At 46.5% G+C, this 23,662-nt stretch carries 15 protein-coding genes; all 15 read right to left on the reverse strand.

Annotation, left to right across the window (positions count from 1 at the left end; translation table 11 throughout):
• Window positions 1-62 precede the first annotated feature (62 nt).
• Complete coding sequence (locus B1748_RS15875; RefSeq protein ID WP_087568911.1) at window positions 63-1,253, reverse strand: winged helix-turn-helix domain-containing protein; 1,191 nt, start codon at window positions 1,251-1,253, stop codon at window positions 63-65.
• Window positions 1,254-1,300: 47 nt separating this feature from the next.
• Entirely contained in the window at window positions 1,301-2,965 is a 1,665-nt protein-coding gene (locus tag B1748_RS15880) for a M56 family metallopeptidase (RefSeq protein WP_087568912.1), read from the reverse strand.
• A 9-nt stretch (window positions 2,966-2,974) separates the two neighbouring features.
• Entirely contained in the window at window positions 2,975-3,328 is a 354-nt protein-coding gene (locus B1748_RS15885; protein ID WP_256975707.1) for a BlaI/MecI/CopY family transcriptional regulator, read from the reverse strand.
• A 229-nt stretch (window positions 3,329-3,557) separates the two neighbouring features.
• Window positions 3,558-4,106: a hypothetical protein gene (locus B1748_RS15890; RefSeq protein ID WP_087568914.1), complete on the reverse strand. Its 549-nt coding sequence runs from the start codon at window positions 4,104-4,106 to the stop codon at window positions 3,558-3,560.
• A gap of 35 nt (window positions 4,107-4,141) precedes the next feature.
• On the reverse strand, window positions 4,142-6,106 hold the full coding sequence (locus tag B1748_RS15895; protein WP_179215611.1) for an ABC1 kinase family protein: 1,965 nt from the start codon (window positions 6,104-6,106) through the stop codon (window positions 4,142-4,144).
• 263 nt (window positions 6,107-6,369) lie between these two features.
• A complete protein-coding gene (locus B1748_RS15900; RefSeq protein ID WP_087568916.1) occupies window positions 6,370-6,771 on the reverse strand; it encodes a hypothetical protein in 402 nt (133 codons plus the stop codon).
• A 615-nt stretch (window positions 6,772-7,386) separates the two neighbouring features.
• Window positions 7,387-15,507, reverse strand: a complete 8,121-nt coding sequence (locus B1748_RS15905; protein WP_087568917.1) for a family 10 glycosylhydrolase — start codon at window positions 15,505-15,507, stop codon at window positions 7,387-7,389.
• Between the two features lie 311 nt (window positions 15,508-15,818).
• Window positions 15,819-15,905, reverse strand: coding sequence for an S-layer homology domain-containing protein (locus B1748_RS38040; RefSeq protein ID WP_373271279.1), 87 nt, complete (start codon window positions 15,903-15,905; stop codon window positions 15,819-15,821).
• Window positions 15,902-17,197: a histidinol dehydrogenase gene (hisD, locus tag B1748_RS15915; RefSeq protein ID WP_087568919.1), complete on the reverse strand. Its 1,296-nt coding sequence runs from the start codon at window positions 17,195-17,197 to the stop codon at window positions 15,902-15,904. Before hisD ends, B1748_RS38040 begins: the two co-directional genes overlap by 4 nt.
• Before the next feature lie 31 nt (window positions 17,198-17,228).
• Entirely contained in the window at window positions 17,229-17,414 is a 186-nt protein-coding gene (locus B1748_RS15920) for a hypothetical protein (RefSeq protein ID WP_087568920.1), read from the reverse strand.
• Window positions 17,415-17,447: 33 nt separating this feature from the next.
• Entirely contained in the window at window positions 17,448-19,118 is a 1,671-nt protein-coding gene (locus B1748_RS15925; RefSeq protein ID WP_087568921.1) for a hypothetical protein, read from the reverse strand.
• Window positions 19,119-19,152: 34 nt separating this feature from the next.
• Entirely contained in the window at window positions 19,153-19,971 is an 819-nt protein-coding gene (locus tag B1748_RS15930; RefSeq protein ID WP_087568922.1) for a carbohydrate ABC transporter permease, read from the reverse strand.
• Window positions 19,972-19,980: 9 nt separating this feature from the next.
• Complete coding sequence (locus B1748_RS15935; protein ID WP_087568923.1) at window positions 19,981-20,877, reverse strand: carbohydrate ABC transporter permease; 897 nt, start codon at window positions 20,875-20,877, stop codon at window positions 19,981-19,983.
• An 80-nt stretch (window positions 20,878-20,957) separates the two neighbouring features.
• Window positions 20,958-22,511, reverse strand: coding sequence for an ABC transporter substrate-binding protein (locus B1748_RS15940; RefSeq protein ID WP_087568924.1), 1,554 nt, complete (start codon window positions 22,509-22,511; stop codon window positions 20,958-20,960).
• Between the two features lie 111 nt (window positions 22,512-22,622).
• Window positions 22,623-23,558: a helix-turn-helix transcriptional regulator gene (locus B1748_RS15945; protein WP_179215612.1), complete on the reverse strand. Its 936-nt coding sequence runs from the start codon at window positions 23,556-23,558 to the stop codon at window positions 22,623-22,625.
• Between the last annotated feature and the right edge of the window lie 104 nt (window positions 23,559-23,662).

Below are 23,662 nucleotides of genomic sequence, written 5' to 3' on the forward strand. Positions count from 1 at the left end.
TAAACATAACTCAAGGGGCTGTTAGGTCAGTTTTGCTGACCTAACAGCCCCTTTACATGTTGTCACAGCAACTTTGTCGAAATCGTTTCACATCCGTTAAATAACGCAAACCTGTGGAAACAATCGTCCAAGGCGGATCGCAATTGCTTGGTTTGCTTTACGCCGTTCTCATACCAAATGTTTTTAACGGCGAGCGTCCCGGTTTTTCGCTCCGCGATTACCTCGGCTCGTCCTATCAGGCTCTCTCCGAATAATAGCGGCAGCACATAATAGCCAAATTTACGTTTAATTGCCGGCGTGTAAATCTCCCAGGTGTAATCGAAGCCAAACAATTTGTTGATTAGTTTTCTGTCCCACATCATATTGTCCAGCGGGGCAATCAGCTCGCAACGAAATTCCGGAGCTGGATTTTGCAGGACAGCTTCAATAAGCGGCAAATCTTCCGCGCGGCAGTACAGCATATCCTTTATTTGTTCCACGGTAACAGCAACAATGCGATCCTCGTGCAACAACTGGCGGAAAACCTCGTTTCGCTGCTCTGTCTTCAATCCCCATATGTTCAGCCAGGCGTCGGATGCGCGATTCCATAAAAGGCCAACAGCGCCGATCCGGCGCAATACCCGCCACTTGTAATGCTCGAGCTCGTCAGGCAGCGGCTCCGGCGCATTCAGCAGATTTGGCTGTATGTACTTCTCGGCAATATCGTAATACTTACGGGTTCCTTTTTTGTGATGGATAATCAACTCGCCCGTCGAGTACATCTGCTCCAGCACCGACCGGGATGCGTTGTTTCCGCCGCTCCAGTGGATGGCCGATTGCCAAGCGAAATTTCCATCTAATTTTAAATCATCCGAACTAACCGCACCATGATCTTGAATATGTGCCCGTACTTGCTCTGTCAAAGCTTCCATTTCAGGATAGCGCACGGCATGCTGCCTTGCGGCTTGCCTGTATCGCTCAAAATACGGCCAGTCCTCGAGAGGGATAATGGCCAGGTTCTTGTCGGGATAGTCGACCAGACTTCTATCTTTATACAGCAACTCGTCGAGCATGCTTTTGGTGAATCCCTTGATTCGCGACTGCAGTGCCAATTCGGCGTTTTTTCCGCAAACATCGATGGGATCGTATTGAATACAGCCGACCTGCCGCACAAAATCCAATACGCCCTGCTTTCCGGTAAATTGATATTCGCCCAACAGCCCGTGCTTCAATAACAGAAATTGCCTTGCTTGGCGGTTCGTCAATTGGATCATGTGCGCATCCGCTCCTCTTTTTTATTGGGATCAACGTGGTCCCCCCTTTATTTCGCCACGATAAAGTTAGGGAGATTTTTTTCAAGATACTTCATTCTTTCCGAATAATCTTGTTCTGCATGAGTTTCCGAAAGTATATTGTTCGACACTAAAAAGTCATAAAATGATTTCAGCATCTGGGCTGATATAGCGGAAGTAATCATCATTCTTTGACCGTCGATCAGAACAGAAGATATTTTTTCAAGCTGTACAAGTTCAATCTGTACGCCGTTCCTGTCGATTATGAAATACATCTCCTTTACATTTTCAAACACTAAATGTTTTACTTCTGCCCCATTTGCCAAGCGAGTCTGAACTTCTTTCATTGAATAGCCCGGAATCGGATCGTTTATCAGCAGCCATTTTGCAAATTCTTTTGCATCGACTTCATCTGTGTCATATTTTTTCCAAACCGCGCCATTATCTTTGCTTATCTGTATGGTGTTATCCATCATGACACGAAGATATATTTCGTTGTCCATATAAACTGCACGATACTTGGAAGCCATAAGGCTGTCTATCAACTTCGGTACATCGTATTTCTTGTTGAATGTTAAATCGTGCGGCATTAAATCCGTAGTGGTGGCGCCTTGAGATAATGCGGGCACTATTTTGGTGGTGATGGCACCTTGATATAGCGAGGGCTCACTATAGGCTATAGGTTCGTCGACATCCGTAGCAACTTCCGTTTTATCCACTGCAGAGGTCGCAAAGATGATAACGACACTGGCTGCAAGCCCAATAGCGAGAAGCATCGTGGTGATCGTGATTTTTTTGGTTTTCATGATCGATATAATCCTTTCTTCGGTCGAGTTTTTGGAAAAGTTGCTAATCATCGGAGACAAGCCGATTTTCTTTTCTTCCAAACGTACAAGCGCCCTGGCATAAGTAGGTTTCATGTTGTCCCCAAATTTTCGTATGACTGTTTCATCACAGGATAGCTCGATATCACGGTTGGCAAGGATATACATGACCCATACAAAAGGGTTGAACCAATGGACGCAAACGCTAGTGGCAAGAATCCATTTTTTTAGTGTGTCGAATCGCTTGATGTGCGTAAATTCGTGGGTCAGGATAAGCGCAAGCTGTTTCTCATCGTCATAATCTAAATTTTTCGGCAAGAGTACAACGGGCCGAAAAATACCGTATGTAAGCGGAGTAGAAATATGATCGAGTTGCCTGATTGGAACATCTCGCCATAACAAATTTGAATGCTGCCATTTTCCTATAAAATCGTTTCTAATAGGCACAGCCATTTTGTAGATTTTGCGATACCTTAAATGCGGAATGATAAAAAACAAAGCACACATCGTAAAACCAACGAACCACACCCATACAAAAGGCGATAGTTGTGAAGCCGTCTTTAATGGCATAATCGGCGCGGTCACATGTTCTGTAATTGGCGGCATGATTACCGTAGTTCCATTAGTAAATGTTGAACTTTCTGGCGCGGAAATCAATTTTGGCGCTGTAAACATTCCGCTTATATGTTCCGCTGCCGTAAAAATGCTAAATTGCGATTGAACGGAAACAGGTACAAGCAATTGAATTAATGCAACACCCCAAAGAAACAGAAAGGTCATTTTGGGCAGCTTGTGAATAAGCAAGGAACGCAATAAAATAACTGCAAGAATAAAGACGGAAGCCGATATGCTTATTTGAAGTAACGACATTCCCTCACCTCATTCCATGCTATCAATAAGACGTTTCAAGCGGCTAATTTCTTCTGTCGACAGTCGTTTCTGTCCCAACAATGAAGCAATCAGTCTGTCGGCGGCGCCATCATACATTTTATTTATCAGTTCCGTTGTTTCGTGTTCTTGAGCCTGCTCTCGTGTAACAACCGCATGGCAAACGAAATTAGGCTCATGCCGCTCGATCGCCCCTTTATCAAGGCATCTTTTGATGATGGTATACGTTGTTGTTTTACTCCAACCTACTTTTTCTTTTGCAATTTCTGCAATTCTCTTTGCGGGGGTATCGCCTTCTTTCCACAAGATTTCCATAATATTAAGCTCGCTATCGAATAACTTCATAACCAAATGAAACCACCTCGTTCATATATATTCTACTGCTGTAGAATCGCATATAAACATTCTACTGTAGTAGAATTGTTTTGTCGATAGAGTCCTGTCGTTTTCTTAACGACGACAAGCGTTGCGAATGCGGGGACAAGTAACGAGTTGGAGCCCATCAGGAAATTCCTGAAGGGCTCTTTGAGTATTATGGCAGGTTCATGATGATATTTGTGGAGCAGGATTCCGTTCAGGGAGCATAGACTTCCGGATTATCGTTTCTCCAGGCGCCTATGCAGCCAATCAAACAGGCCGTGTAGCCTCTCAACTCTCTCGCGGATTCATTATCCTCGTATTCCATTACAATATTTATGCCGGGCTTGCGCCATGCCAATATTCGGCCTGAATAGCCAGGGCGCCAACACTCCTCATCCAATGCAGGCGGTCCATATTCGTGTATGGATTCTTCGGGCGTTGAGCTCATCGTCATCCCCCCGGGCAGGCTTCCGGGGAACGGAGCTTTAATTCGATCATCCGCCCCCGGCGCAAGAAAATGTATGGCGCCAATGATCCATCCATCTTCAGCTGCATATTGGAGCCCGGTCAAATCATTTATTTTGGGTGCGCGATAGACATCAATGCGTAGCGAGGCTTTCGCCGACCAGATTATATCGTCGTTGAAATAGCTGTTCGGTGCCGGCATCCGCTTGACGCCGAATGATTGCAGCAAGGCTTGGACTTGTTTGGGCTCGTACGGATGCCCAAGCAATTGGATGAGCTGTTCGGATGCTTCTTTCATGCTTGCATTTCATTCCTTTCGATTGGAAAAGACTTTTATATCTTGGGTTTTAGCTGCTTAATCACTGACATGATCAGTATGATCATACCGACTCCAAAGCCTGACATGGATAAGGGAGCAAGTAAAAATCGCATGAATTCCCCTTGCACAAAAAAGCTCGCAAGCATGACTACCATACATATCACGGTAAAGATGCCGACTGTTATAGCCCCAATAAAATCATTCAAATTATGATTTTCCTCACGAGCAATGGTGATTCTATTGTCTTTAAGAATAGGCAACTCCAGTAATTTCGGGATGTAATCCTCTAACTTTCCCTTGACCTTACCTAAACGTTCCTTCGCCAATTGTCCTTTATTAATCTGGCTGGCGTATGATTGACTCGCTGTGGATAAAGAGTATGCTTCATTTACGGATGACAACGTCCCGTCTAGAGTAATGATTGCTCTGAATGCACCGGCAACGGTTGGTTTTAATGATAGCCCCGCTTCGGTAATCATCGACATCAGCCGTCTCATTATGACACTCGTAGGATCATGTGAAAAAGAGGCTTCTGACAGAAGTCTACTGAGGCGTCGTTCCATCATATCTTCATTGAATAAATGTCCTTCCTCACAAACCCTCGCCAAGCCATGCGCCATCTCTTTCGTATCATTATTGCTGTAACCAACCAAGAAGCTTAACAGACCGCCTCGTTCATCATCTGATAAATAACCAACTGAACCGAAGTCAATAAGCGCAACTTCCCCGTCCGTTGTCAACATGATGTTCCCGGGATGCGGATCCGCATGGAAGATACCTATCATCAGGATTTGATCTAAAAATGCGTGCATGATCATTTCTGAAACATCGGTTGTCACTTCTTTTGTAAAACGATTCCCTTCGATATACTCCATCGTTAGTATTTGTTTAGTCGAATACTCGGAATAAACTTTAGGCACTCTTATAGGGATTCCGTGTTCTTTAAACGCTCTTTTTAACATGTTGGTATTCAGCGCTTCGATATCAAAGTCAGTTTCTTCGATAAGATTATTTTTAAATCCTACTGCGAGTTGTATTAAACCGAGTCTTTTGATTTTAGAAGAACGCTCCGACAGCCATGACACAAATTGAATTAATAAATCCAAATCCGCTGTCATCTTTTGCTTAACATCAGGTCTTAAAATCTTAACGACGACTTTCTCTCCGGTTGACTTAAGCCTAGCCAGATGAACTTGTCCGATAGAAGCTGCTGCGATGGGTTGCATCTCGAAGGTTTCATACGTTTCATTCATGTTGCCAATTCTGCTATCAATGATTTTTTTTAGCTCCTCTTGACTGAGAGGTTTTACTTGGTCATGCAAACTAGAGAACGCTTCGATGAAATGACCAGGTAAAATTTCCTTTTGGGTTGATAATACTTGTCCAAACTTAACAAAAACTCCCCCCATCTCTTCAAGAATCTCGGCAATAACATGTGGGAGTTTCGCATGATCTTGCTGAATCAGATGACTCAGCCCTTTTCGCGAAGCAATCCAGAACAAACGAATCATTCGCCTGAAGCCGCGAATTTTATTCACAATATATAGGAACGGGTTTGAGGTTTGCAGTATTTTAAAATTGAAAAGGCAAAGAAGCATGTATGCATAACAAGATATAAATATAATTAATAACGGGTAATAGATAAACATCACTCTAAAGATCTCGGGATCAGATGGCGTAGAAATTTGATTGAAATAGGTAAACGATAGTACAAGTGTCACGGTGGTCGTACCAAATAATATTGCAACCATTAGCTTGAGCTGTTCGTTTTTAAATGTATGGATGTTTCCTATTAAAAAATACAAAATGACGGCAACAACAATGATGCTCGTCAAGTAAAATTGCTCCAAAACTTGAACCAACACACTGACAGCAAGCGCGCTGACTAACGATCCAATGACTTTATATTTCTTTTTAAATAAAGTAGCAAGCACTATGAATACGATGAAACACACAAACCATACAATGAAAAAGAACATACTCCATCCCCTCCGGAACTTCCCTATCACTACTATAGCACACTCGACTATTAATCTCTCCAGCCACGCTAAAACAAACAAGGGCTTTCTCATTTATCGAAGATAACCGAGAAACCCCTTGTTTATTCATATAGGTAGTGACTTCGCAGAACTATTAACTATTCATCATAATGGCCAGCCGGGGAAAGCTCCACCGCCACCGCCACCGTCATCCGAGTAGTCACCAAGAATCATTCTATAGGTACTGGCGGTTACGCCCGATCTTACCTCAGCGAGGCATACTTGATCGATTGCATGAACTCGCGATGGGCTTCCTGAATCGAGTTCGCGCGCATCAGCAGCTCCTCTGACCCGCCATGCTTCAGTTGATTGGCAATCTGCATCAGCTTGAACGTGTTGTAATAACTCGCATCCGCTTTGCTTCGACTATGCTGCAATGCGTCCTCATACGCTTGGCGTTCCATCGAAAGGCTCATTGCTTGATTGTATAGATTGAGATCTTGTCGTTGTAAGTAGTCCATTTCGCCGGTACGCAGCTTCTTGCCCAGCATGAGTAAATTTCGAATAGATGCCAAACGCGTCTGATTCTTCGTCGCGCTCGCGTCCTTGCTTTGCTGCATCGCTTTGAAATACTCGCTGACCGGCTGAACGGATTTTACATTCACGCCATTCCCCCCTAATTACAAATTTCGTCACATACAACGATGCCTTGGTCCAAGCATCCGGCTGCATCTAACTTCAATTTATCATGGTAGATTGCTACGTAAATGAAATGTAAAGAAAACTTTAAGTTCGCACTTGCGACGCACCAATAGCAACGGGCATATATCCTGTTCCTGAACCGTAACAATTCGAATAGGAACATGATTCCTCTTACACGATTATTCCGATTTTCTATAAATCTTCCATGCAAGAAATGTCATATTTTGATATAATGCTAATGTGCAACAGACTTGGGTGGGGAAGTATCGCCTCCAGAGCGGAGGTGATGCTCATGACATTTTCGTTGACTGAAGTGATTATGCTCGGCATGTTCTTGCTGGCTTTGCTCACTCTCATGAATAAACGAAAATAACCCGCCCAGGTTCGCGCCAAGGGTAACGGGTTATTTTCTCTGAAAACTTTTGGAGGCTTCCCACCCAAAATGTTGTGCAGGGAGTCGGATGGCCGTCCGGCTCCTTATTTCTATCCTAATCATATCACGGGTGTTTCATTCATGCAATTTGCCTTTGAGACGATTCTGACTATGAAATAGTGTATATCGTTGATCGACTTCAGCTTTATTTACTTGCGAACTCTAGCGCTCTAAGCAGAACGACCACCGACTCGGCTCTTGTTGCCGTTTGATTCGGAGCGAACTTGTTGCCGCCGACGCCTTGAACGAGCCCGTTCTCAACAGCCGTTGCAACTGCCGCTCTAGCCCATGCCGGGATCTCGGCGTCATCCGCAAATTCAGTTGTTGCCTTGGAGTTGTCGGCGAAACCAAGCGCATTTACGATCATCGTCACCATCTCGACGCGGCTGATCTTCGCGTTCGGTCTGAAGCTGCCATCGGAGTAGCCGTTCACGATTCCAGCTTGCACAGCTTGAGCGATGCCTTGTTCCGCCCACGAGCCGATGGCTGCCTTATCGTTAAACTCCAGTTCGGCTCCGTTTCCTTGCAAGTTCAGCATGCGAGCCAGCATGACTGCAAACTCGGCGCGGGTAACCTCGCTCTTCGGCTTGAATGTACCGTCGGCATAGCCGCCGATAATGCCCTTAGCCGCTGCAAGTTTAATACTTGCTTCCGCCCAGTGGCCTAGAATGTCGCTAAATTCGACTTCAACGTTCTCTTCAGGCTTAGTTTCCTCCTCTTCTGTTACCGGAGCACTTACATTTACAACGCAAGTTGCAGTCCTATTACCATCTGTGGTTGTTACTGTGATGATTGCCGTGCCGCTGCCTTTTGCTACAACTCTACCTGCACGATCAACAATTGCAACATTTTCGTTGCTGGATTTCCATGTCACCTGCATAAAGTCGGCATTACTTGGCCTAATCGCTGCCGTCAGCTGAGATTCATCGCCAATATTCAGTTCCAATGTCTGCTTATCCAGACTTACGCCTGTAACATGTATCGGAACATATATCACTTCAGGTACTGGTATTTTTGCGGCAATAAATCTTGCTACAGCACTTTTTAAGTTTACAGTTGCACGATCAATCTCTTCCTGGGTCTTTGCATCCGCTTTGGCCGTTAATGCAGCTGTTATTGCAGCTTCCAAGGCATCTTTTGCACTTTGCGGATACTGCCCGGGATTTGTACCGATTCCTGCCGTGTCCTTTAAATCTTCAGCTATTTTTATTTGATTATCCAATTCCGTTGTGTCGATTGTCTCTGATGGCATGCTTACAGTTACAACAGAGGTTGCCGTTTTATTTCCATCCTCGGTTGTCACTGTGATAACCGCTATCCCCTCTGCTATTGCTGTAACCTTACCGGTGTTATCAACTCCTGCAATTCCAGCATCGCTTGATGTCCATGTTACATTCTTGTTAGCTGCTCCCGATGGAGTGATAGTCGCCTTTAATTGATAAACACCGCCAACGTTTAATTGAAGCGTTTCTTGATCAAGGCTCACTTCCTCGACTTTAACATCCGGATCCAGTATTTGTGCAGCCTTAAAGCTTTCTACTGCGGCTTTCAAGCCTTCCACTGCACGATCAATCTCTTCCTGGGTCTTTGCATCAACCTTTATAGCCGATGCAATGGTTACTGCAGCCGTTAAGGCATCTACTGCCTCTTGTGGATACTGCCCGGCTTCTGTACCAACCTCAGCATTAGCCATTAGTTCCACAGCTGCTGCTATTTCGCTGTCCAATGAAGATGTGTCAATTATTGGTGATTGAGTACTTTCATTTGACGGAATACTTTCATCGCTCAGCCTGTTTAATGCAGTCACAACATAATTACTTGTTGGTTTTCCTGTCTGATCAGTATAGCTTTGCAGACCTGTCTCGCTCTTACGAACTTTAGCAATCAGTTTAACAGGATTGTTAATGTCTACAGCCTCATTATCTTCAAAACGATAAACGGCATAGTATGCTGTATTTTCATCATTATCCTGCCAGCTAATTGTATGGCTCCCGTCTTCAAATGTTGCACTTACTAATACCGGAGCTTCAGGTGCAACTCCACCCTTCCACGGCATTGCCGGCATAAGGGCTTTGTTAGCCCATAAGTCATTCTTAATCAGCGATGCAGCAGAAATAGCGTTAGGAGAATTAACTTTAAATGAGTTATACGTAAAAATCATAGTACCGTCTATATTGGGGTTTGCAGCATTAAACTTAAGCTGGCGTGCAATTTCCTGATCCCCGACACCCGGGGTATTCCAATATTTATCAGTAGTTCCTTCGACAGGATTCAGCCAGTACAAACCTACACCCATATATAGCTGTGTTTGTACATCAGGGTTGTTTTTAAGCAAATCGGACCACCATGATGAAACAACTCCATACCCTGCAGCTGAATTTGCAAATGTCCAGTACACCTGTGGGGTTATATAGTCGATGATTTCTTCTAAAACCCACTTCTTGGTATCTGCATAAGCACGGTCATAGTTTGGTATTCCGGCCGAAGTTTCAGAACCATCCGGATGTCCGTCTTTTTTGTTGCCCCATACGCCTGCCGGGCTAATCCCGAATTTAACCCACGGCTTTGCTGCGTTTATTCTATTATGCAGATTTTTAACCAGTGTATATGTGTTATTTCTGCGCCAATCCTCAATCTTCGGATACTCGGTTTTGTCGGCATAGGTATCATATGTGCTCTGATCGCTATAACCGGCATCAAAACCGCCATTGCTGCCAACATAGAAATAATCGTCAAAGTGTATGCCGTCAATATCGTAATTCTCGACTATTTCCATTACGGAGTCTTCAACATATTTCGCAGCTTCCGGAATGCCTGGGTCAAGGACAAAGCGGTTTGTGCCAACCTTTACCCATTCCGGATGCTTGGCATAGATACTATCAGGCACCTGGCTCAACATATTTCCTACTGCATTTAAGTCCGATAAAGGCTTTCCTGATTCGTCCTTATACATGGCCGCCGGCATGGAAACGCGGTATGGGTTAGCCCACGCATGCAGTTCGAGATTTCTTTTGTGCGCTTCTTCAATTGCGAACTGCAGCGGGTCGAATCCCGGATCAACATCCTGTTTTCCTGTCAGCCAGTATGACCATGGTGCAAGCTCTGATTTATAAAATGCGTCTGATGTCGGCCTTACTTGGAACATCACCGCATTGGCGCCTGTTTCTGCAAGATCATCAAGAATTTTTATAAGGTCTGCTTTTTGCACCGCCGCACGAGCTTGCGTGTCTTCAATCTTCCATGAATCAGTTGATGGCCAGTCAATATTAACAACAGTGCTTATCCAGGCAGCACGCATCTCACGTTTGTTTACCGGTGTTTCCTCAGGAACATTATACTTATCCCATGGAGCTGCTATTCGTGCTGCAAAATATTTTGCTACTTCTGTCTTTAATGCGGCTACAGCAACATCAATAGCATCCTGGTCAGCATGAATATCGCCTAAAACTGCTTGTGCTGCTGCAATTGCGGTTGTAACAGTAGTTTTTGCATGTTGCGGATACTGTCCGCCAAGTGTCCCTACTACGGTTGAATTAACCTTAGCCTGTGCATCAGCAATAGCCTGATTCAGTTCAGTTTTATCCACATTTAATGGAACCATTGCATCCTCAAAAGCCTTAATTACAGCATTTAGATCGTTTAATATACGATCAATATCTGTCTGGGTTTGTGCATCAGCTTTAGCAGTTGTTGCAGCCGATATTGCCGATAACAAATCATCCATTGATTGTTGCGGATATTGTCCGGGTTCAGTTCCTGCAACTGCTCCATCATGCAGAGCTTTAGCCTTTGCTATCGCAGCATCTAAATCAATGGTCGCTAAAGGCGAAACCACCATTCGGTCAAAATCAGCAACAGCTTGCGCTAATGCCGTTTTTGCCGCCTCAACCTCTCCTTGCGTTGCGCCTGCATGGTTATATACTGTGTTTGCTGCATCTATCGCAGCTTGCAGTGCTGCCTTGGCTCCGCTTTGATATTGTCCTGGTAGTGCTCCTTCAACTGCAATATCATGTTTTGCCTTTGCGGCATCTATCGCAGCTTTTAAACCTTGAATATCAATTAGCGGAATTTGTGCAGTTTTAAAGGTGTTAACTGCAGCATTTACTGTTTCTGCTGCACGATCAATATCCGACTGTACGGTGCTGCTTACCAAAGATTGTGCAGCAATGAGAGCATCATTCAAAATGGCTGTGGAGCCTATAGGGTACTGGCCTCCCTGTGTCCCTTCCACTGCGCCAAGAAGCAGGGATTTTGCAGTTGCGATAGCTCCTATCAGTCCTGTTTTATTTAATGTTGCAGCCGGAGTTACATTATATATTGCAGTAAGGTCGTCCATGTAGATCGTACTGCTTACTCTGCCGGCAGCAGAGGTTTCAACTAATCCAGGCATAATATTTAGCAAAAGGCCCGTTGATGCATTAAAAGTTGCTTGTGGTACATCATAGGTTACAAAATTCCAGCCTGATTTCATCACGGAATTGGCTGGCAAGAAATTGGCGGTTGTGGCTGAAGTACCGTCTGCCTTTCTTATTTCTGCACGTAAGCTGAAAATCGTCTCATCATTGCCATAAAGCCAAAAACCAATTTTGTTTGGTGTATTCTCTCCGGTAAATTTCAATTTTTGGTTAGGGTAGGATGCACCTTTTACATAAGCACTGGCTGTCCCGGTAGTTCCCGCAAAATTATAATCAATCTTAAATGATCGATTTCCGTTTTTCACGTAATGGGGATCATTATTATATGAAATAGTGGGCTTAGTGCTTCCTCCATCATTAATCCAGTCAACGATGCTCTTTCCGCTGCCATGGTCTTCATAGTCCTCTATGATCTGATGCCGCTCGCTTACAATCTGTGCAGCAATATAGGCATCCACTGCTGAGTTAAGCAAATCGGTAGCACTATAAAGATCTGCCATAACGGCTGCAGGATTGTTCATAACGCTAGCTGCAGCATCAATAGCGGCATTAAGCCCCATGCGCTCCGATAAAGGATACTGCCCGTGGCCTGTACCGGCAGTCGTGATGTCATAAAGGCTTTGCGCAGCTGCAATTGCCCCGCTTATTTCTGCTGTATCCTTTGTTTCGCTTCCATAAACAGCCACAAGATCATCGATATAAATGGTGCTGTCCACCTTATCATTGGATGATGTGGCAACGATACCGGGCATAAGTGTTATAGTGAGACCCGTAGATTGATAGGACGGAGCCACCGTGTACTCCAGATACTTCCATCCAGTAAAATTCAGCGTATTAGAAATGTTTTGATTTGTATTAGTGGAACCAGTCGTAATTCCTGCACGGAACTCTGCCCTCAGAGCAAAAGTTGTAACATTATTTCCGTATACCCGGAAACCTATCTTTTGCGGGACTTCCCCGGGTTTAAACACAATGCCCGTACCTTGGTTCGGACGAACATAGGCGCTTGCAGTACCTGCAACTTTGGATAACTTATAGTCAACCTTCAAGGCACTATTTCCACTATGCTTTATAGCGGTATCATAGGACAAAGTTGGCGGTGTGCTGCTGGCACTGTCGCCTGTCCACTTAATCATGCTCTGGGCAGCACCGCCGTTAACAACCCCATTTTCAAAGTCGTCCAACACTATTACTGCAGCAACTTCAACTGTAGCTGTAACATTAGTGGATGTACCATTTATTGTCCCTGTAACCGTAAATCTGTGTGTTGTTAAGCAGTCAACAGCCGGATCCACACTTGGCCATGTTACTAAAACAGTGTCCATCGTGCCATCATCATAGGTTACCTTAACCGTATTTGGAAGCTTCGGTGCTACGCCGATACCTGTCTTCACATATACCGGATCAATGATTGCTATGTTTACAGCGCTTTCAACAGTTACCGCAGCTTCTACCTTCATTGCGGCACCTTCAACTGTTCCCTTTACGGTAAAGTCATTCATACTAGCGTAGTTTTCTGCCGGAATATCATCCCAGACTACTGCTACACTTGCGCTTGTACCGTCAGTGTATGTGGCATTAACGCTCGGGGGAAGTATTGGAGGTATTCCCACCCGAGTTGTAACAGCTATGGGCGCATATAAGTTAACTGCCGGATATACGATATAATTGCCTTCTGCTTTTAGATTTGTTCCATCAACTATTCCCTGTATGCCTTTCACGCTTGGATTTCTGTATTCATCGAAAGGTGCGGCGTTTTTGTAATCTTCAGGATCCGGAGTTTCCCATATAACGGGAAGTGACGAAACTGTACTGTCTGTATATATTACATCCACAGTAGCTGGAAATACCGGAGCCGTATTTTGTTCTGTTCTTACAATTACAGGATGAATATATTTTATAGCCGGTGCAACAACTGAAACATGTGCTTTAACAGTCATTCCTGTTAGTGTTCCGTTCGTATGAATAACTGTCCCGGTTACATCAAAGCTAGTTCCGGCAGCGGAATAAAGATTAGGGTCGGTTATCTTCTCCCACTTTACCATCATATTAGCCGGAGAACCTGATGTCATATTAACCTTTACGGATACAGGAAGTACCGGGGCTGTACCGACTGCAGTAGTAAGGTCTGCATCGATTGCACGAACCGGTGTCGGCGCATTTGGCGAGCTCTCGTTATGGAGGCGGTCAAGTGCAGTGACAACATACTGTACCTTGCTTGGATCTGATACCGCTGTATCGGTATAACTTGTTATATCTTTACCGTCACTATCAGCAGTCTTGCCAACAACTGCAATTATTTTTGTTGAATCTGATGTATCAAGATTTTCATTCTCTGCAAATCTATAAATCGCATAATATGCGGTGCTGCCTGTTTCATCATTAGATATCCATGTAACTTCTGTAACGCCACCTACAGCCTCGGCAGTAACATTTGTGGGCATCGCTGGAGCAACGCTGCTCTTCCAGGTTGCTTTTGGAGCTATAGCCTTATTCGCCCAAGCGGTTCTTACTCCATTTTCTACAGCTTCCTTTTTATAAATTCCTGCACCTGGAACAATATTGCTGCTCTGGTATAGGAATGAACCATCGATCCCGCGGCCTGTCATTTCACTTCTATAATTTGTATTGAGTAGTATTTCCCTGATAATCTCATCTTTGGCGTAAGGATCCAAAAATCCCGTTTCCGTTGGATTGGTTGTAGCATTTACCCTATACAATCCCATACCCATATAAAGCTTTGTATTGGGATTTGTAAGGTGATCCGCCCACCATGTTGCTATTACACCGTAGGGAGCCACATCACGGCCAAAGGGCCAGTAAACCTGTGGAGTCAGGTAGTCAATCAGCCCCTCGTTCCCCCATCTTAATGTATCTGCAAAGCTCCTATCATAGTTTGGTCCGCCTCCGGCAGTTGGAGAACCGTTAACATGCCCGTCTTTCATATTGGCCCACATACCGGCAGGGCTGATTCCAAACTGTACCCAAGGTTTTGCTGAACGAATTTTTTGGGAAAGATCGTTGATAAGCTTGTATGTATTATTTCTTCGCCAATCGCCTATGTCTGTAAAACCGCCCTTATACTTTTCAAATGTGGCTTTGTCATCATAATCAAAGGCTTTACCCTCATGGTAGAAATAGTCATCGAAATGAACGCCGTCAATATCATACTTATTAACAACTTCCATAACGCTATCCGCTATCCATGCTTGTGCTTCAGGTATACCTGGATCTACTACATACACGCCATCATAGGCTTTTTTAATCCAATCAAAATGAGTGTTGAAAATACTCTTTGGCAGTGCCTTGAGTTGAGCAACCATGGCATCATTGATCGCAGTTGCGGCACGATATGGATTAAACCATGCGTGCAGCTCTAATCCACGCTTGTGCGCTTCATCTATTGCATATTCAAGCGGGTCAAAGCCTGGATCGCCGCCTGGTGTCCCTGTCATAACGATAGACCAGGGAACGAGATCAGATTTATAGAGCGCATCGGAAGAGGAGCGAACCTGAAACATAACCGCATTCAGATTGCTGGCAACTGCCGCATCCAAGATATTGCTTAGTTCTTGCTTTTGCTTTTCCATCCTCGCTGCAGGATCGGAAATAGCTAACGATGCCGAGGTTGGCCAATCTGAATTGTATACGGTTACAATCCAAGTCGCACGCATATCTTCCTTCTTGGAAACATCCGAGTTTAAGTACTGTTGATAGGGTGTCCATGCATCTGAATCTGGAGGAGTAGCCCCCGCCGCTGAAACGTGAATAGCAGGTAACATGGATGTTAGCATGACTACTATAAGCATCCGGCTGCATATTGCTTTGCAACGCGCAAATAAACGATTCATTCTCACTGCTCCTTTTATTAATTTTGGTATTTCGCTCCAAGCCACTGAACAGATTCGCCTTATTTCTTTTCCCCATCCCTCCTATAAAGTAACTTCGACAGCTTAAACTCGCTTTGCGGATCCTATCTGAATATTATACAAATTCGAATGTTTCGTCAATAAATTTCACAAACATATTTTATTATGAAATTTTATTTCGACTTATAAAATTATAAGACGACTCGCTCTACTCTGTAGAACGCGGCATCCGTTGCATAAGAAAAGCCCAAGCGTTAACACGCTTAGGCTCAAATATAGAAGGTAAATGCGGCTCAGTTATATAACTCTGCACGGGTGATGACGCGATCCGGTTGGACGCTGCCATCCGAGTAACCCTGAACAATTGCTTGGAAACTCACTTCGATGCGGACAACTTGGAACGCCCATATCGGCGTACGCGCAGAAGCGCCTGCTCCCTATGCCCCATGAATCGTTCGATCTCGCACAATCTGGCGGCATACTCGCCGACCAGTGCGCTTGCTTCCGATGTGCACGACTGATAGGTACACGTTTTGAGGAACTTGCCTACCCATAGCCCTCCGGTATACCTTGCCGCTCCTCTGGTCGGCAGCGTATGATTGGTGCCGATCACTTTGTCCCCGTAGGCCACATTCGTTTCCGGCCCCAAGAACAATGCGCCGTAGTTCGTCAGGCGTTCCAGGAAATATCGAGGATTCTCGGTCAGCACCTCCACATGCTCGTAGGCCAGCTTATCTGCTTCAATTACAGCCTCTTCCAAGCTGTCTACCACTATGATAATCCCATTATTGTTCCAGGCCACGCTTGCAATGTCCGCAGTCGGCAAAGTCATAAGTTGTCTATCGATCTCGAGCAACGTTTCATGCGCAAGTTGCTCCGAAGTCGTAATTAGTACCCCGGGCGAAGTCGGCCCGTGCTCGGATTGACCGAGAATGTCGCAGGCTACCATTTCCGCGTCCGCCGTATGATCGGCAATGATCATTACCTCCGTCGGGCCCGCGAACAGGTCAATGCCAACTTGGCCGTATAGCTGCCGCTTGGCCTCGGCCACGTAGGCGTTCCCCGGACCGACAACCATATCCACCGGCTCGATCGTTTCCGTGCCCAGCGCCATAGCCGCCATCGCTTGCACTCCGCCGACAATATAAATCTCATCCGCTCCCGCAAAATCCATAGCGCAAACCGTGGCTTCTGGAATTTCGCCATTTATCGGCGGCGTGCAGCAAATGACCCGTTTCACACCGGCTACCTTGGCGGTAAGGATGCTCATATGGGCGGACGCCACCATCGGATATCGTCCGCCCGGAATGTAACAACCCACGCTATTGACAGGGATATTGCGATGCCCCAGAACGACTCCGGGCAACGTCTCTACCTCCAGATCGCGGATTGTAGCTCGTTGTTTTTCTGCAAAATTGCGTACTTGATCCTGAGCAAAACGAATGTCCGTCTTGGTTTGCTCGGGTACTTTGGCGATGATTTCGTCAATTTGCCGTCGGCTCAGTCTGAACTGCTCTGGAGACCAATTGTCGTAATGCCGGGAGAACCCGCGCACCGCTTGATCTCCGTTCTTTTTTACCTGTTTAAGAATGTCGCGCACCGTTTCGTAAACCCTCTGATCCTGCTCTTCCGCTTCCGCTTGGCTTTTTCCCGTCTTCAGATACTTTGCCATTTGCAATGATCCTCCTTCATTCTGACCTGTATCAACGCTCGCTTACCGAAGAAGCTCGAGAGCCGGTTCGAAGCTTAAAATCCACAAACTTCACGGGAATGCTGCCGTTAGCTGCGGATTGAACGGATAGTGGAAATACCGAGCTCCAGGTAACCGCGTCGTAGACATCGATAGCCGGCTTTCTTTGTTCCTGAATGGATGACACAAACTCCTGCATGACGAAGAAATCTCCGCCCCCATGTCCCTAAATTCAGCGAGAGGTTAAGCTGTGCGGTCCCTTCACCCAGTCGTTCCGATCGGGCGTTAGAAAGTAACGATCAAGAAATTCGTCCAAATCTTCCTCCAGCATCCCCAGAACGGTTTGAATCGGTTCTGCCGAACGTTGGTTTTGTTGATCCTCTTTCAATAACGCCGTCAGTTCGGCAAGAAGCCGCTCCGGCACCTCCCGATGGTCTTCGCGATAAGAGCGAATGATGCGAACCAGATTCGTTTCCCGTAAATGATACGCATAGGACATAGCCCGTCTTTGGAAACCGTCTAACTCGTCCAAGTTTTTCTTTAATACGTCTCGAAGCGACGCGGAAACCCTTTCAAGAGCATTCCGTCCTGTTTGAATGGCCGCTTCCGCCCGCTCAGCGCTCAATTTGCATCGAAGCTGAATATCCTCGATCATCCAAGGGTCCGGCTCAAGATCGTCGGTTTTCATGAAGATCGACCTACGCGTGGATTCCCATGAGGGGGTATGGCATTGCTGCCCCCGGATAAACGCGGCAGTCATGGAATGCGACACGTCGCAAAGACCGATTTTGCGGACAAACCAGGAGACATCCCACGGAAACAGCTCGAACGATTCCGAGCTCAGACGCCAGAAAGCCTTCATTTCTTCGGCTGCCATCCCGTAAGGTTCGGCAAGCTTCTCCAGCGCTTCGTCGTCCTCGATGCAGGGATTCCGAAAGAACAGCTCCGTAACCCGTAAATTCGGATCGGGCTTGATCATATCTATGCCGAAGTATTCCTTAATCCCCACTGCGCCGGGAGTACCGGCTATCGCCCTGAGCTGGCGCAAGGTGACAAGCGGGTAAGCGATATGTTCGTAAGGCTCGACTTCCTCCGTTGCGGAAGTAAAGAACCCTTCCACGACAAACGGGATATTCCGTTTGACCGCAAGATTGGCGGCATTTTTCAAAAAACGGTCTACCGGAAGCGTAACGGTAACTTCGGCAATATTCGAATGCAGCGCCAGACTGACGCAATCCGCGTCTAGCTTCTCGATCGACTTAAGCACCTGTCCCGCCGACAATTCCCATGGCTCCCACCAAAGACGTCCTCCGGTCAGCCGCTTCCATGTTCGGGCGAGCAGATTAACGAAAGGGACGACGCGCTCATCCAGAGGAATTCCCCTGCACGACTCGCAGCTTCCGAACTCGTTGCACAGCCAAGCGTCCTGATCGTAGGTGTAGAGCAACAGATCGTCAACCCCGGGAAACTCCTCGTTAAACCGTTCTAGCAGTGCTACATACCTGTCGGGCGTTACGCCGTCCAGCAAGCAATTTTCGAGGGGCAGATCTCGATAACCATCCTGTCCGTTGTAAGGGGCGCCAAAATGGAAAATGGAGCGCATTCCCGCCTGCTTGCATAACCGTATACGCTCTCTGAGATCGTTTCTTCGCCGCTCCCATGCGCCCGAAGAGGAATCGCCGCCTATCGGAATCTTCTGCTCGTATTTAAGCGATGCTTCGCCGGATAACGCTACGACGTCCTCCAAATTTAACGGTTCGTCGTGCGGACGCCCTCCCCAGGCGATATTCAGCTGCAGAGCGTTAAATCCGATTTGTTTCATGGACATTACCGTCTCCTCCGTCCATGAGACAAACTTGACGGGACTTCCGATCAATCCGATTTTGAACTTCAAATTTGCCATTGAGTAGCGTTCTCCTCTCTTCTCTGCAGCGGGTTCAAGATTTAAGCGCTCCCGACGTAATTCCTTGCACGAAATATTTCATACCGAACATAATGACCAGTATCATCGGCAAGCTGCCGATGATATAGGCGGCGAAGGATAATCCGAGATCCGGCCTGCCATTGGTCGTCATATTAACCGCTTGGATCGTAAAAGTAAGATGAGGCTCTTTCAATATAATCAGCGGCCATAGGTAATCGCTGTAAACGCTAATAAAGGTAATGATCCCCAAGGTCGCAATAACCGGCATACTCAAGGGAAGCGCGATGCGCAAGTACAAATAAGCTTCTCCGGCGCCGTCCATTCGCGCAGCTTCGAACAGCTCTTCCGGAATTCCTTGAAAGAATGTCCGGCAAAGAATGATTCCGACCAATTGCGTTCCCGATATATAGGGTAAAATCAAGCCCCAGAAAGAGTCCGTCAAATTTAACTGTGAAATAATCGCGTATAGCGGAACGATATTCAACATGGACGGAATCAGCATCACGCTGATAATAAGCATAAAGAGGATTTCTTTGCCCGGGAAACGGTTGCGGGCGAAAGAGTAACCGGCCATCGAACTAATGAGGACTGCCCCGGCTACCGTAACGCAGCAAATGAACAGAGAGTTGCCGATGCTCCCGGACACGGCGCTCCAGGCCGTAGAATAGTTCTCCCATTTGATCTCTCCCGGAATTCCCCAGAAGTCGATCACAATATCGAGATGATCTTTGAACGAAAGGAACAATAGCATGGCAAACGGAACAAGGGTAAGTAGCAGTAGAACCGAAAGGCTGAGAACGACGCCGACTTCCGCAACTCTGTTATTTCTCATAGCCCGGATTCACTCTCTTTCAGACTTGAAAATTTTTGATACCAACAGCGTTAGGAGGAGAATGCTCACGAACAGGAAAATGCCGACCGCGCTGCCGTATCCATAATTGGAGTTTTTGAAGGCCGAGTTGTACATGATGAGCGACGGCACCGTGGTCGATACTCCCGGTCCTCCTCCGGTCAGTACGATAATTCGCACAAAGTCCTGCAAGCTGCCGATGATCGTCAGCAGAAGCACGACTTTGAACTGCGGCGCGAGCAACGGCAGATGCATTTTAAGAAAAATATTCCGAAACTTGGCGCCGTCCATTCTGGCCGATTCGATAATTTCCTTGTTGAAGCCCCCGATCGCTGCGAGAAAGATAAGAAACGGCAAACCTGTGATATAAGGAAATCCCATGAGAATAACGGCCCATATCGCGGTGTCGCTCTCCCCAAGCCACGGCCTTGCCAGAGAATTCAGACCTGCGAACGACAAGAAATGATTCAGCAATCCGTTGGAAGGGTTGTAAACGGAAAGCCAGATCAGAACGAAAACAATTCCGGGGATAAGCATCGGAATCACGAAACCCGTACGATACAGATATTGAAGCTTCGTTTCGCGCAAGGACAAAATCAACTCCGCCGCCAATAAGGGGAATACGATGCTTTTGACAATATCCGTGACGGTAAACAGAAGTTGATTGGATAGCGCGATTCGAAACGTATTGTCGTTAAACATGCGAATATAGTTGTCCAAACCGATCCATTCCGCTTGAGCTAAATTCCAGTCCGTAAAGGAATGATAGATGGAAGTCAGCATCGGATAATAGAGAAAGATCAAGACGAACAGGAGCGAAGGAACGATAAAAAAATAAGCTTTTAACCAATATCGGATTCTGTCGGGACGAAAGGGCTTGTCGATCATAATCTCACTCCATGTAAGCAAGCCGTCGAGGGAGAACACCTCGTTCTCCCTCGGCCTGTATGATGAATTCCGTTTGCAGCTTATGGATTGGTCTTCGGATCCAGATCGTATTGTTGAGCCTTGATATAGATATCCATATCCCGGTTCAAAATTTTGTCCTGCTCGGCCAAAAATTCTTCCAGCGATAGTTTGCCTTCATAGTATTTCAATTGAGCGGATTGCTTGGCTTGATTCGTGTCCGAGGAAGGAACGGCATTGGCGATCGCGTAGCCCATGCTGCCATCGACTTTGAAGCCCGTTAGATATGCGTTGACTTCGTCCGGCAGCTTCACCCCAAGCACCAGGCTAGGACCTTGAACGAACTGTCCTGCCTCAAGCGTCGTCTCGAACACTCTCTGAGCGACTTCCGGCGAATAAAGATACATCATGAAATCCTTCGTCCGGCTCTCTTGCTCCGGGTCCTTCTTATCCGCGATTCCGAGCAGATGGCCCGGCACCAGAATGCCTCGCGGTTTTCCCGGAAACAGCGGGTCGGCCTCGGCGAACTCGGGGAATTTAAACGTTCCCCATCCGAAGGATTTGTCGCCCAGCTTCTTCATATCGTCGAGCAGCGTTCCCACTTGCCAACTGCCGTTCCAATAAATCGCCGCTTTCTGCGCAATGAACAGTTGGTAGACGTCCGGATCCTGCATCGTTGCGTAGCCGGGCTGGTAATACGCGGACAATTCCTTCATGACCGTCCAGATTTTGCGTTGGGCTGCCCCTTGCATATCGTATTGCTTGTTTTTGAGAGCAAGCAATTGCTTTTCCGGATCGTAACTCGCGCCGAAATCGAAGTTTCCATTGTCGGCAGAGTAGGCAATGCTCGTATTCAGTTTATGGATTTTCTCGTCGTAGCGAGCATCTCCCGGCTGAATTAACAACTCCGGGTAAAGACTTTTGGCGCTCCAGTCGAGAAACGCCTGCGTGATCGTCGACTCGAAGCCGAAAGGCATCGTAATCGGAATATAGCCGGCATCTTGCAATTGCTTGCACGCAGCGAGCAATTCCTCCCACGTTTCCGGTTCGGAAATTCCCAGCTTTGCGAAAATATCCTTGTTGTAGTAGAATCCTGTGCCTACCAGATCGAATGGGAGATAGGCAACGTCCCCGTCCCGGCTATACGTGTTCTGATGGTATTCGGGATCGATTCCCTCGAATACGGTTTTGTCGCCGCTGTAGGGATTCGGTTGGTTCACGTAATCGTTCAGCTTCAGCAGCCAGCCTTTATCGATCGCATCGGCCGAGCTCGTTTCCCCGATCAAATTAATGTGAACGATATCGGGAGCATCCTTCCCTCCCGCCGCCATCTTGGCTTTGAAGTTCGCTTGATACGTATCGTTATCCTTAATGACATCGATGACGACTTCGGTTTCCGGATTCAGCTTCGTGTACTCTTGGGCTGCCTCCTTCAATCCATCCGTGTAATAACCGGCGATCGTGGCGAATGTGACCGTACGCTTTTCTTTGCTTGCAGCGGAGCTTTGCGGTTCATTCGATTGCGACGCATTCGTGCCGGAATTCGAACCTGAACAGCCTGCCGCCATCACCAGGACGAGCGAGAGTAGAATGAACCCGATCAGCTTCTTCCTCATTTCTGTGTTGCCCCCTATATTCGTATTGAGTTAACCTACTTCAATCTTAATTTTGAATCGCTTTCATTTATATACAGAAAATCATCGTTTTCTTTAACAGAATCACTTTCCTTATACTTCGGTATGTTTGAACTCGCCCGGCGTAAGACCTTCTATTTTTTTGAACACCCTGCTGAAATACGACACGCTTTCGAATCCGGCCATATCGGAAATTTCGGAGACGGTTTTAATGCCCTCCCGAATTAATTTTTTCGCATATTGAATACGAACTCTGGCGACATATTCTCCGGGCGTAAAGCCCGTGCATTTCTTGAAATTCGAGATAAAATAGTTCAAGCTCAGGTTGGCTTTCAAGGCAAGTCCCTCTACTGTCAGCTTGGAGGCAAACGAGCTATGAATATGTTCAATAATGACCGCGATATGGGGATCGGCAATTCCGGTACCTGTCCGTTCTTCCTCTACCGTCACTTCTCTGTACAGGTGCGTGATCATCGATTGAAAATAAGACCGCGAAGCCAGCAGCCAGCCGGTTTTCTCGGCCCACACTTCCTCCAAGATCGACTTCATCAGACTTTTGATCGTGTAGTAATTGCGGGGCTTCATCAGAATCGGCAGCTCGGGAAGCGCCTCTTTGAACGATACCGCGCCTTTGAAAACGGAGATTTCGTCTCCGGGCGACAGAGGCATGATCGGGATCGACTGCTCCGGCACCAGCAGCTGATAATGAATCCAAATATATCTAAGCGGCACGCCGGTCGCGGAGATATGATGGGGCGTATGCGCAGGAATATGGATCACCCTGTTTTCTTCCGCGAGATAAGATTCGTCGCCGATATGATACGTTACGCTGCCTTTGAGAACCATCACGATAAGATGAAAGGGAAGCGAACGCACGTAGTGAGTGCGGGAAAAGTCGTATTGCACGTTAAGTACCTTCCCTTGGTGTACGGCCTCCGGGTACTCCCACTCCTCCTCCCGATCCTCGTAACCGACGTGATAGATGATAGGCAACATTAAACTATGATGTTGAACATGCAGCTTCTCCAACTTCATTCATCTCCCGGCCTAACAAAAGCGGCGGTGCAGACGATCATCTGCACCTCCATTTTGTTTTCGTTCTTCACGGATTACCGCCGACTTTCGGTTTACGG

Source organism: Paenibacillus sp. MY03, from assembly GCF_002165585.1.
GTDB lineage: Bacteria > Bacillota > Bacilli > Paenibacillales > Paenibacillaceae > Pristimantibacillus > Pristimantibacillus agaridevorans.